Origin of the sequence: Pseudoalteromonas sp. SG43-8 (genome assembly GCF_014164245.1) — a bacterium.
GTDB lineage: Bacteria > Pseudomonadota > Gammaproteobacteria > Enterobacterales > Alteromonadaceae > Pseudoalteromonas > Pseudoalteromonas distincta.
The window spans coordinates 95,655-108,145 of the sequence record NZ_JACJEX010000007.1 but is presented as its reverse complement, the minus strand read 5'-3'; the positions used below and the strand labels follow the sequence as shown (position 1 = coordinate 108,145).

At 40.1% G+C, this 12,491-nt stretch carries 11 protein-coding genes; 6 read left to right on the top strand and 5 right to left on the bottom strand.

Annotated elements, in window-relative coordinates; translation table 11 throughout:
* The first annotated feature begins 17 nt into the window (after positions 1-17).
* The 6 genes from bamA to H5122_RS13910 all read left to right on the top strand — a co-directional run bounded on the left by bamA (position 18) and on the right by H5122_RS13910 (position 5,841).
* Positions 18-2,489, top strand: a complete 2,472-nt coding sequence (bamA, locus tag H5122_RS13935) for an outer membrane protein assembly factor BamA (protein ID WP_024596248.1) — start codon at positions 18-20, stop codon at positions 2,487-2,489.
* A gap of 11 nt (positions 2,490-2,500) precedes the next feature.
* A complete protein-coding gene (locus H5122_RS13930) occupies positions 2,501-3,019 on the top strand; it encodes an OmpH family outer membrane protein (RefSeq protein WP_002958312.1) in 519 nt (172 codons plus the stop codon).
* 7 nt (positions 3,020-3,026) lie between these two features.
* The gene (gene lpxD / locus H5122_RS13925) at positions 3,027-4,049 is read left to right on the top strand and encodes a UDP-3-O-(3-hydroxymyristoyl)glucosamine N-acyltransferase (protein ID WP_024596249.1); all 1,023 of its coding nucleotides are present in this window, start codon (positions 3,027-3,029) and stop codon (positions 4,047-4,049) included.
* Between the two features lie 26 nt (positions 4,050-4,075).
* Positions 4,076-4,528 carry a 3-hydroxyacyl-ACP dehydratase FabZ gene (fabZ, locus tag H5122_RS13920; RefSeq protein ID WP_182682330.1) on the top strand — a complete coding sequence of 151 codons (453 nt, stop codon included), beginning with the start codon at positions 4,076-4,078 and terminating at the stop codon, positions 4,526-4,528.
* A 2-nt stretch (positions 4,529-4,530) separates the two neighbouring features.
* Positions 4,531-5,301 (top strand): acyl-ACP--UDP-N-acetylglucosamine O-acyltransferase, encoded by a 771-nt coding sequence (gene lpxA, locus H5122_RS13915; protein ID WP_039484358.1) that lies wholly within the window; start codon positions 4,531-4,533, stop codon positions 5,299-5,301.
* 147 nt (positions 5,302-5,448) lie between these two features.
* The gene (locus tag H5122_RS13910; protein WP_182682329.1) at positions 5,449-5,841 is read left to right on the top strand and encodes a septal ring lytic transglycosylase RlpA family protein; all 393 of its coding nucleotides are present in this window, start codon (positions 5,449-5,451) and stop codon (positions 5,839-5,841) included.
* Here H5122_RS13910 and cydC read toward each other — a convergent pair.
* Genes cydC through H5122_RS13885 form a run of 5 tightly spaced genes read right to left on the bottom strand, consistent with a single transcriptional unit; the run spans position 5,824 to position 12,241 of the window.
* Complete coding sequence (cydC, locus tag H5122_RS13905) at positions 5,824-7,569, bottom strand: thiol reductant ABC exporter subunit CydC (RefSeq protein WP_182682328.1); 1,746 nt, start codon at positions 7,567-7,569, stop codon at positions 5,824-5,826. The genes H5122_RS13910 and cydC overlap by 18 nt on opposite strands.
* Complete coding sequence (cydD, locus tag H5122_RS13900; RefSeq protein ID WP_182682351.1) at positions 7,562-9,355, bottom strand: thiol reductant ABC exporter subunit CydD; 1,794 nt, start codon at positions 9,353-9,355, stop codon at positions 7,562-7,564. Before cydD ends, cydC begins: the two co-directional genes overlap by 8 nt.
* Positions 9,345-9,509: a cytochrome bd-I oxidase subunit CydX gene (gene cydX, locus H5122_RS13895; protein WP_002958303.1), complete on the bottom strand. Its 165-nt coding sequence runs from the start codon at positions 9,507-9,509 to the stop codon at positions 9,345-9,347. The genes cydD and cydX overlap by 11 nt, the downstream gene beginning before the upstream one ends.
* Positions 9,510-9,521: 12 nt before the next feature.
* Positions 9,522-10,661, bottom strand: coding sequence for a cytochrome d ubiquinol oxidase subunit II (gene cydB, locus H5122_RS13890; RefSeq protein ID WP_220487783.1), 1,140 nt, complete (start codon positions 10,659-10,661; stop codon positions 9,522-9,524).
* The gene (locus tag H5122_RS13885) at positions 10,658-12,241 is read right to left on the bottom strand and encodes a cytochrome ubiquinol oxidase subunit I (RefSeq protein ID WP_002958301.1); all 1,584 of its coding nucleotides are present in this window, start codon (positions 12,239-12,241) and stop codon (positions 10,658-10,660) included. The genes cydB and H5122_RS13885 overlap by 4 nt, the downstream gene beginning before the upstream one ends.
* Positions 12,242-12,491: the final 250 nt, after the last annotated feature.

Genomic DNA, 12,491 nt, shown 5'->3' with positions numbered 1-12,491 from the left:
AGGATAAAGATAATAAAATGGCTATAAAAAAACATTTGGCAGTAACAAGTTTATTGGGTGCAAGTTTTGCAGCCCTAGGCCAAAACTCCTTTATTGTTGAAGACCTGAAAGTTGAAGGTTTACAGCGTGTAGCACTTGGTGCAGCGCTAACACATATTCCTATTAACGTAGGCGATAATGTTGATGACTATACGATTTCAAAAACAATAAAGTCACTTTATCGTTCTGGGCACTTTGATAACATAAAAGCCCTTCGTGATGGCAACAACGTTATTTTTAAAGTAACGGAACGTCCTACCATCAGCTTCATTGAGTTTGAAGGCAATAAAGACATTAAAGACGAGCAGCTTAATGAGTCTCTTGATCAGCAAGATATTCGCCAAGGTGAGCCACTTGATAAAACCGTTATCGATAGTATCGAAAAGGGCTTAGTTGAGTTTTTCCACAGTATTGGTAAATACAACGCTAAAGTAGATATCAGTATTACTAAGTTGCCTCGTAACCGCGTTAAACTTAAATTAGAGTTTGATGAAGGTGATGCAGCTTCTATCCGACAAATTAACTTAGTGGGTAATGAACTTTTTTCTAATGAAGAGCTTCTTAAACTTGCTGAATCGCAGCAAGATTTACCTTGGTGGCAGTTTATGGGTAGCGATCGCTACCAAAAGCAAACCATTGAAGGCGATTTAGAAAAAATTCGTAGTTATTATTTAGACCGTGGTTACCTACGTTTTAATATCGATTCAACGCAAGTATCAGTGAGCCCTGAACGTGAGTCAGTTTACGTTACAGCTAACTTAACTGAAGGCGTAAAATATACCGTTAAAGGCTTTGACTTTATTGGTGACTTGCTTGGCCGTGAAGACTTAATTAAAAGTGTTATCCCACTTAGAGCGGGTGAGCTTTACAATGGCTCAGTCGTTACTTCGTCAGAAGAATTTATTAAAAGCTACTTAGCACGTTTTGGTTACGCTAATGCTGAAGTGCGTACAATTCCAGAAATTGACGACGAAAAGCAAGAAGTACAACTAACACTATCGGTTAATCCAGGTAAACGTGTATATGTTCGTCGTATTATTGTTGGTGGTAACCAAAATACAGCTGATGAAGTACTTCGCCGTGAAATGACACAACTTGAAGGCGCCTGGTTATCTAATCAAAACCTTGAGCGTTCAAAACTACAAATTCAACGTTTACCTTACATGGAAACTGTTGATTTCAACGTAGTGCCTGTACCAGGTGTGGATGACCAAGTAGATGTAGACTTTACTGTAAAAGAGCAATCAGCGGGTAGCTTTAATGCTGGCCTTGCTTATGGTTCTTACTTAGGTCTGCAATTTAATATTGGTGTAACAGAATCTAACTTTTTAGGCACAGGTAACCAAATTGGTTTAAATCTTAATACGTCTACAGGTTCTGAAAGCTTAAGCTTATCGTACACAGACCCATACTTTACGCCAGATGGTGTATCGCAAGGCAGTAGCATCTTTTACAGAAACTACGATGCAAGTAAATTCAGTCTTGTTGAGTACAAATCAAAAAGTTATGGTTTAGGCACAAATATTGGTTTTCCAATTGATGCTGTAAATCGTGTTAACTTTGGCGCCCGTTGGATTAAAGAAGAGCTTTCGGATATTGCAGAGTACGAGCAAACGCGTGTACTTCGTGAAACATTCTTAGATCCAGACAATCCAGATGCAGGCTTTGACTTTACTAAGTATGAGCTGAGTGTTGGCTGGTCGCGTATCACCGTTAACCGTGGTTTATTCCCAACAGCGGGTTCGCGTCAAACTCTAAACTTAACAGCAACAACGCCTAACTCAGATCTTCAGTACTTTAAACTGAATTACGATTCGCGTTTTTACTGGCCTATATCAAATGACCATCGTTGGGTATTCTCAACGCGTGCAGCACTTGGTTATGGTAATGGTTATGGTTCTACAAACGGGTATGAGCAAACACTTCCATTCCAAGAGTACTTCCGTATAACGGAAATGGAACTTCGTGGCTTTGACCGTAATACAATATTACCACGTGCTGTATCGCGTATACCGCAGTCTATTCCGGGTACGCCAGGTGCAGACGGTACTACAACCGGTAGCATTGGTGGCGCATCAGAATTTGATATTCTAGTGCCACAAGGCCGTATTGGTGGTAATGCTAAAGCAGTGGCAGGTATGGAGCTAATTGTTCCTACGCCATTCTTAGATGAAGAAAATACCAGCTCTGTACGTACTAGCTTCTTTGTTGATGCTGCAAACGTATGGGATACTGAGTTTAACGTAGACCGCTATCAAAACTTAGGCGTTGATGAACGTGCTAAATTAGATGACTATTCAGACCCAATGCGCTTTAGGGTTTCAACCGGTCTTTCATTACAATGGATCTCTCCAATGGGTCCAATGCTGATCAGTTTTGCGTATCCATTGCAAAAAGAAGAAGATGACGATACGAAAACCATCAGCTTTAACATTAGTAACACTTTCTAAAGGAGTTTTTTGTGAAAAAATTATTTAAATCAACAGCTGTAGCAGTTTTAGCAACTTTAATGATGGGTACTTCTGTGAATGCATTTGCACACAAAGTAGGTATTGTTGATATGCAGGAAATCTACAAGCAAATTCCTCAAATGGCTAAAATTGAACAGTCTTTACAAACTGAGTTTGCTGAACGTCGTCAAGAGCTTGAAAAGTTACAAGGCGATATTCGTTTTGAAGCTGAAAAATTTAAACGCGAAAGTACAACTATGAGCCAAGCTCAAAAAGATGCACTACGTGATAAAATTCAAGGCATGCAAAAAAATCTTGCTGAACAAGGCCGTCCTTTAGAGCAAGAAATCAAAGCGCGCCAAAACCAAGAACTTGCTAAAGTTCAAGGTGTGATCATCAAAACAATTGAAGAAATTGCTAAAGACGGCGACTTCGACGAAGTTAAAGTAAAAGACACAACAATTTACTTTAATCCTAAAGAAGTAACTGATCTTTCGTCTAAAGTTGTAGCTGCAGTTAGTAAGAAATAATCACTCTATGCAAAATTATACGCTTTCGCAAATTGCGGAACTTCTAGGCGCCGAACTTCAGGGTGATGGCGCTTTAGAAATAAAAAAAATAGCGACACTTGCAAATGCCCATTCTGGGCATATTGCATTTTTAGCGAACTCAAAATATCGCTCGCAACTTGAAACTACTCAAGCTAGCGCTGTAATAGTAAGCCAAGCCGATGCTCAGTACTTTAGTGGTAGCAAAGTTATTGTTGCTAATCCGTATGTAAGTTACGCAAAATTAGCGCAATTTATGGATACAACACCACGCTCAGCATCGACGGGTATACATCCAAGTGCCACTGTTCATTCAACAGCGATTGTTAGTGACAGCGCCGCCATAGGTGCTAATGCAGTCATTGAAGCTGATGCGGTGATAGGTGACAATGCGCAAATTGGTCCGAACAGTTTTATCGGAGAACGTGTTAAAATAGGCTCTGGCACTAAGCTTTGGTCTAGTGTGACTATTTATCACGATGTTGAAATTGGTTCAGATTGTTTGTTTCAAGCAAATAGTGTTGTAGGTAGTGATGGGTTTGGCTATGCGAACGAACGCGGGCAATGGGTAAAAATACCTCAGCTTGGCTCTGTGATCATAGGTAACAAAGTTGAAATTGGTGCAAGCACGACAATTGATCGTGGCGCACTGGATAATACCATCATCCATAGCAATGTTATTATCGATAATCAGTGTCAAATAGCGCATAACGTTGAAGTTAATTCAGGCACCGCAATCGCGGGCTGCACCGTACTTGCAGGAAGCGTTACCATTGGCAAAAACTGTCAAATTGGTGGCATGGTTGCAATTAATGGTCACATGTCTGTATGTGATGGTGTTATAATTACCGGCATGAGTATGGTGACAAAATCAATCACCGAACCAGGTATTTACTCATCTGGTATGCCCCATACAACAAACAAAGAATGGCGTAAATCAATAGCTCACTTGCGTAACCTTTCAGACATGAAATCTCGTCTTAAAGCGCTGGAAGCATTGGCTAAGTCATAACGTTGAACACTAAAAAGGATGCTATTTTGGCAAACGAATTAAATAGCCTTGATATTCAAGAAATTTTAAGTTTATTACCGCACCGTTACCCGATGCTATTAATTGATCGTGTTATTGATTTTACACCTGGCAAATCTTTACATGCTATTAAAAATGTTTCTATAAACGAACCTATATTTACTGGCCATTTCCCAAATCAGCCAATTTTTCCTGGTGTGCTAATATTAGAATCAATGGCGCAAGCTACGGGTTTATTAGGTTTTAAAACAGTAGGAAATCGTAGTGAAAACGAACTATATTTATTTGCTGCTGTTGATAACGCACGTTTTAAACAGCCAGTGATCCCAGGTGATACAATGCATCTTCACGTTGAGTTTTTAAAAGAACGTCGCAACATTTGGAAGTTTGCAGCAGAAGCTAGAGTCGACGGCAAAGTAGTGTGTAGTGCCGAAATTATGTGTGCGAGAAGAGAGTTTTAATAGTGATCCATTCTACAGCAATAATCGAACCTGGCGCTAAACTAGGCAACAATGTCTCAGTTGGTCCGTATAGTTATATTGGCAATGATGTTGTTATCGGTGATAACTGTATTATTGAGTCTCATGTTGTTGTTAAAGGGCCATCAACTATTGGCTCTGGCAATCATATTTTTCAGTTTGCGTCTGTAGGCGAAGCCTGCCAAGACAAAAAATACAACAACGAGCCAACCACATTAATCATGGGTGATAACAATGTTATCCGTGAATGTGCCACTATTCACCGTGGTACAATTCAAGACCAAGGCGTTACTAAAATTGGTAGTAATAACTTATTTATGGCTTATACACACGTTGCACATGACGCAGTAATTGGCGATAACGTAATTTTTGCTAACAATGCAAGTGTGGCCGGCCATGTACATGTAGGCGACTGGGTTATCTTAGGTGGTAATTCGGGAGTTCATCAGTTTTGTAAAATTGGTGCACATGCCTTTATTGGTATGTATTCAGGTGTTAACAAAGATGTACCACCTTTTGTTACTACCATTGGTATGCCAGCAGGTCCTGCCGCTATTAATAAAGAAGGCATGAAACGTCGTGGTTTCGAAAGTGATGAAATTATGGCTGTACGCCGTGCATACAAAGCGTTTTACCGTAAAAGCTTAGGTGCAGACGAAGCGATTGAATCGCTTAGTGAAGATGCTGCAAAGTATCCTGCTGTAAAGTTGATGGTCGACTTTGTTAAAAGCTCAGAGCGCGGCATCGTAAGATAATTCGCGCGTTTTGCTTTAAGCATTAAAAAACCACCCTAGATGATAAATCGAAGGTGGTTTTTTATTGTCCTGCTTTTAAGCTAATTCAGTTAATACTCAGGCTACTCAAGTTAGTATGCGCCTAATTTGTATAATAAAAGTCATCCTATGCGTTTACCTAAGTTAGTTGTCACTCTTTTTATTACTTCAGTTTTAGCCGCTTGTAGTAGCCAACCTATTGTTAAATCATCTACTGGAGAGGTTACTCAAGTTGGTAAAGCTTCTTTTTATGCTGATAAATATCACGGCAGAACAACTGCCAACGGAGAGCGCTTTAGCCAACAAGCCGCCACGGCAGCCCATTTAGAATTCGATTTTGGCACTAAGGTGGTTGTTACCAATCTAGCTAATAACAAATCAGTCACGGTAAGAATTAACGATAGAGGTCCGTATGTGCGAGGTCGTATTATTGACTTATCAAAGAGTATGTTTAAAAAGATAGCCGACCCTAAAGTCGGCGTTATTGATGTATCAGTAACGGTTTTAAAATCGGGTAGTTAGCGCAACATAGTCGGGATGAGTGCCACTGAGCTCTTTGTGAGTGCCTTGCGCAACTACTTTACCGCCTTCTAACCATACAACATTATCCATTTGAGCAAGTAGAGCGGGATCGTGCGTAATTGTCAGCACGCTGGCGTTATTCATAACGTGCATTATTGCTTGCATTACCCCTTGCTTAGATTGATTATCAAGACCTTCTGTTGGTTCATCAAGAACTAAAATAGCAGGGTTTTTAAGTAATGCTTGGGCAATGGCTATACGTCTAGACTGGCCTTGCGACACGTTACGCCCGCCAGTGCCTAATCGTGTTTTTAAACCTTCTTTTAGCTCATTAAACCATGGGCTCAATTGAGCTAATGCGAGCGCTTCAATCATTTGCTCTTTGGTTGCATTTGGCGCGGCATAACGTAAGTTTTCACTTAATGTGCCATCAAAAATATGGTGCTGCTGGGCGAGTATATTTATAACATTTGCGCGTATATCATTATTTAACGAACGTAAGTCAACAACGCTATTTTGATTTTTTAGCGTTATGCTGCCTTGTTGCAAAGGCCATAAACCAGTAAGTAAATTTACAAGCGTCGTTTTACCGCTGCCGCTTCTACCTACAATCGCTACCTTTTGCTGAGGCATTAGTTCAAAACTGATATTAGTTAGCGCTGTTTGTTCACCATATTGATAGCTAATATTGTTAAGTATTAACGTGTGATTTTGCGCGCTAAAGTTTTCATCAATGTCTACATGTGTATCTTTAACTTGTGAGCTAGCTGCTTTATCTTCAAGTGTAAACAATCGCTCTACTGCTTTTAAAACACTTGGAAGCTCTATAAACGCGTTGGGTAGTAGCAATACGCTTTCAAAGCTTGCCAGTACAAACAAACTTAACATAGCAAGTTCTACATTTACCATACTGCTTGCGTAAACCAGTGGGACAATGGTAACTATGCTAGCAAGCATGGCTAATTGAACAACCAACAAGCTTAATCCATCTGAGTTTGCCAGTGCTTTGTGGCGAATAAATAATTGCTGATTGTACTGCTCGCTTAATTCGTCGCACTTATTAAGCTGCTGCGAACGGGCTTGATAAATACTAAGCTCTCTAAGGCCTGTAAGTGTATCTGAAAGTTCAGAGCGAAGTTGTGCACTAAGTTGTGTTTCTTTATGGCTGTTTTTAGTGAGCTTTATGCTGAGTAGGGCAGGTATAACCACACCAATAAGTATAATGCCAGTAAAGCAAATAAGGGCGACGTTGCCATTATAGGCCGACATAAACAGCATGATGATTGGTACACTTAAAAGAGCGACCAGCATAGGAAGTAAAACGTTTAAATAAAATTTGTCGAGTGCGTCTACATCGTTTTGTAATCGGTTAACTAAATCAGCGCTGCGGCTCATTGCTAAATCAACATTGTTAAGCTTGCTTAACGTTGCAAATACATTGGTACGTATTTCACTTAGTAGTAAAAACGTGGCGTTATGGGTAATTAGGCGTTCGCCATAGCGCGATGCTGTTCGCACAATAGCTAAAAACCGAATCGTGCCTGCCGGGGTAAAATAATTCATTTGTACGCCCGCAATACCAGCAGCCGCCATTGATGCTAAAAACCAGCCAGAAATAGCCAACAAGCCCACATTAGCTAATACGGTAATCGTTGCTAAAAATGTACCCAATAGCATAGCTTTATAATGAGGAGCACAAAGCTTTAATAAGCGAATAAAATTATGCATGCGCAACCCCTTGTTTAGCCGTTTTTAGTAAGTTAGCAAATGCACCATTTTGCGCTGCAAGTGTTTCAAAGTGTCCTTGCTCTGCAATTTTTCCATCGTGCATAACAATTATATTGTTGGCATGTTTAACGGTATTTAATCGATGAGCAATGACTAATACTAAGTTGTTTTTAGCATATTCATTAATAGCATTTTGAATAAGTTGCTCTGTTTGGCTATCAAGGTGCGCTGTAGGCTCATCAAGCACTAAGATTGGTGCTTGTTTTATAAATGCGCGAGCCAGTGCGATGCGTTGCTTTTGCCCGCCAGAAAGACCTTCGCCTTGCTCACCTATTAGTGTATTAAAACCGTCGGGTAGGGTATTTATAAACTCAAGTACACCAGCTTGATTTGCCGCATGTTCAAGCTCTTGCTGTGTGGCAGTTGGTTTGGCTAATTTAATATTGGCAGCAATAGTGTCGTAAAACAGCGTCGCTTTTTGCGGTATCCACGCAATATTATTTTGCAAGTAAGTTATATCGGCTGTACTTAAACTCTGCTCATTAATAGATAGGTGGTTAATCACCTCAGGGTGAAACCCTAATAAGCAATCAAACAACGTACTTTTACCTGAGCCACTACTACCCACAACTGCGATTAAGCCTTTATTTGGCAATGTTAAATTTATATTTTTAATCCCTTCGTTACTACCTGGGTATATAAAATTAAGGTCGGTAATACTTATTGAATTAATTGTATTTAAAGTTAAATTGTTTTCAGGTGCGCTTGTAGTTACTGGCGCATTTACGTCACTTGGCAGTGGTGCATTTAAAATCGCAACCATATCGGCCGCCGCACTAATGCCTTGTAAGCGTGCATGGTAATGGCTACCTAGCTGGCGCAGTGGTAAATAAAATTCAGGCGCTAAAAGTAGCACCACAAAGCCAGTAGCAAAATCAAGAGTGCCAAAAAATAGTCTAAAACCAATAATTACGGCAACGAGTGCCACGCTAATGGTAGCTAAAAACTCAAGTGCAAATGATGATAAAAACGCGATTTTTAAAACATCGAGTGTCGCGTGTCTAAAATCATCTGAAATTTTAGCTATTTGTTTAAGCTCGGTACGTGTTGCATTAAATAGTTTTAGTTGAGTTAAACCTTGCACGCGGTCAAAAAAGTAATTGCCCAGTACAGCAAGTTGCTTCCAGCGTTTTTGGTTTAAAGCTTCGGCTTTAGAGCCTACTAAAATCATAAAAAAAGGAATGAGCGGGGCGGTTAATAAAAATATTAGCCCTGCTTTATAATCTGTCGGAAAAATAACAACCAATATTGCCAGCGGAATAAGTGCGCTGTAAGCAACACCTGGCAAGTATTTAGCATAATAGTCGTGAAGTGCTTCAACGCCATTATGCAGGGTGTTTAATGTAGCGCCTTGGCCGTGTTGTTCTATATAACTAGGCCCAAGTAAGCTGAGCTTATGGAGAAGTGTTTGGCGCATAGCCGATTTTATTTTAAGCGCAGCAAATGCACTTAAGCGCTCACTTAACGCTAAAAACACCGCGCGCAATAAAATAATACCTGCTAAGGGCCATAATAAATGAGTGACTTGGGCTAAGTTATCACCTTCAAACATTACATTATGAATAGCTTGAGCCAGTAAATAAGCACCTGCAATCATCAGTAATGCGTTAAAAGTACCCAGTGCAATGCTTAACTTTAACCACACTGCAGCGGGTTTACTTTGACGCTTTAAAAAAGCGCGCAGTGATTGCTGCTGCGCGCGATCTGGTCGGGGGTTAGTCGTCATCTTTTGTGTTGTTAGCATCATTTAATAAATCGTGCATGGCTTGTTCATCATCAGCAATGCTGTTTTTATTTTGATGAAATTCGTACCACATTACATTTATTACACCTAAGGTACAGGCCAAAAGTACACCTAAAATCCAAGCGAAATACCACATTGTTTAGTCTCCTTAGTAGCTACCATGAGTGTTGTTTTCAATTTCTTCTACCGTTACTCTGCGCCACATTTTTACGTAACACCAAGTGGTGTAGGACAAAATTAGTGGTACAAAAATACACACTGCAACAAACATTATATTGAGCGTTTTATGGCTCGATACCGCATCCCAAATTGTTAAGCTAATATTAGGGTTATTACTTGATGGCATAATAAATGGGAATAGAGAAACACCGGCCGTCATAATTACGCCAATTAACATTAAGCTTGTTGAAATAAGTCCAAGTGCAGGTTTATTTAATTTTGAAAACATAAGTGCACTTAATGCCATTGCAAAGGCTAAAATAGGGAAGGTCATTGTCCACGGACGGGTGCTGTAATTACTTAACCAAGCACCTTGCGCTGTAGTGACTACTTTAGCTAGAGGGTCTGCATGACTTTGTGTATCAGCCATAGATACAACTTGGTAACCCGTTAAGTTAGCCACCCAAAAACCAGCTGCAGCAAATAACACGATAAACACAATAAGAGAATAGCGGCCATATTGACCCGAACGCTCTGCGACCACACTTGCTGTTCGAAGTTGTAACCACATACCCGCATGCGCAACTAACATGGTAATACTTACTAAACCTGCAAGTAATCCAAATGGGTTAAGCAAGCCAAAAAATGATCCTTGGTAGCTAACACGCATAAGGTTATCAATATTAAACGGTACGCCTAAAAATAAATTACCAAACGCAACACCAAATACTAATGCTGGAATTGCGCTGCCTGCAAGCAAGCCCCAATCCCAGTTATTGCGCCAGCGTTTTGAGTCTACTTTACTGCGGTAATCAAATCCAAGTGGTCTAAAAAACAAAGCAAAGAGTACTAGCATCATGGCAAAGTAAAAGCCCGAAAATGCAGCAGCATAAACCATAGGCCACGCCGCAAATAACGCGCCGCCTGCCGTTATAAACCATACTTGGTTACCATCCCAATGCGGGCCAATTGTGTTTATTACTGTGCGGCGCTCTGAATCTGTTTTACCAACGAGGCGGAGCAACATAGCAACGCCCATATCCATACCATCGGTAATAGCAAAACCAATAAGCAGCACACCAATGATCAACCACCAAAGCATTTTTAATGTTTCATAATCAAAAATCATGATTGCTCTCCTTCAGTTTTATCAGCTTTGTTTGGTAATTCAAAATGATACTTACCAGTATGTAGCGAGCTTGGCCCTTGCTTAACAAAGCGGATCATCAGCCAGCCTTCCACAATGGCTAAACCAGTATAGAAGACAATAAATCCAGTTAAGCTAATTAAAATATCGTTTACTGTTAGTGACGACGTGGCTAAAAAGGTCGGCAGTATTTCAGATATAGCCCAAGGTTGGCGACCATACTCGGCAACAATCCAGCCAAATTCAATCGCTATCCAAGGTAGTGGAATACTCAATACGGCAGCCCATAACAACCAGCGTTTTTGCTCAATAACGCGGTGTGCGTTGTAGTAAAAAGCCAATATAAATACACCAAGCATGGCCACACCACAGGCAACCATAATCCTAAATGACCAAAACATAGGGCCTACTTTAGGAAAAGAGTCTTTAACTGCTTTTTGAATTTGTTCTTCAGTAGCATCTACAACATCAGGTGTGTAGCGCTTAAGTAGCAAGCCATAACCTAAATCATCTTTTAGAGTATTAAATTTGGCAATATTATCTGGCGTATCTTCACCGTTTCTGAGTTTTGTAAGGTATTCATAAGCAATCATACCGTTGCGAATACGTACTTCATGTTGTTTTTCTAGGTCGTTAATACCCGTTACTTGCTCATCAAGTGAGCGTGTAGCAATTAACCCAAGTGCGTAAGGTATTTTAACCGCCGCATGTGTTACTTGCTCTTCTGAATCAGGAAAACCAAATGCGGTAAACGCAGCCGGAGCTTCTTCTGTGTGCCATTCGGCTTCAATTGTGGCAAGTTTTACTTTTTGGACTTCGCCTACTTCGTAGCCTGATTCGTCACCGAGTAAAATTACACATAAAATTGACGCTAACCCAAAGCCTGATGCGACTGAAAAAGAGCGTTTAGCAAATGCTAAATCACGACCCTTCAATATGTACCAGCTACTAATACCAAGCACAAACATAGAGGCAGCCACATAACCTGCCGATACAGTATGAATAAACTTAACTTGGGCAACAGGATTAAACACAAGCTCTGCAAAACTAGTCATTTCCATGCGCATGGTTTGATAGTTAAATTCAGCGCCTACTGGGTTTTGCATCCAACCGTTGGCAATTAAAATCCACAGCGCCGACATGTTAGTACCAATGGCCATTAAAAAGGTCGCGCCTAAATGTTGGCGTTTAGAAAGCCTGTCCCAGCCTAAAAAGAACATACCCACAAAGGTCGATTCTAAAAAGAATGCCATTAAACCTTCAATAGCCAGGGGAGCCCCAAAAACATCACCTACGTAATGGGAGTAATAAGACCAGTTAGTACCAAACTCAAATTCCATGGTAAGGCCTGTTGCCACACCAATTGCAAAGTTAATACCAAACAATTTTCCCCAAAACTTAGTCATATCACGATAAATTTCGCGACCGGTCATAACATAAACCGATTCCATAATAACTAAAATCCAGGTCATACCTATCGTTAAAGGTACGAATAAGAAATGAAAGAGAGCGGTAACAGCAAACTGTAATCGCGATAGATCCACAAAGGTTTCATCTATCATTATTGGCTCCTTGAGAGTGACGGATTAACAGGGCAACATTTTATTGGCAAAGTTAAGATTTAATGAACTTTCAGTAATTACTGAAAGTTTGTAATAGTATTTACGTTTGTGCAATCTTTGTCAACATACATATTAGTAAAGCGTAATATATATTTCCTATGCTACATCAGTATTAAAAACAAACAACATAAAGCCTTAACTTAGGTAATAAAAAACCAGTTATTTAAAGCGTTTAACCAAACAGTAAAAC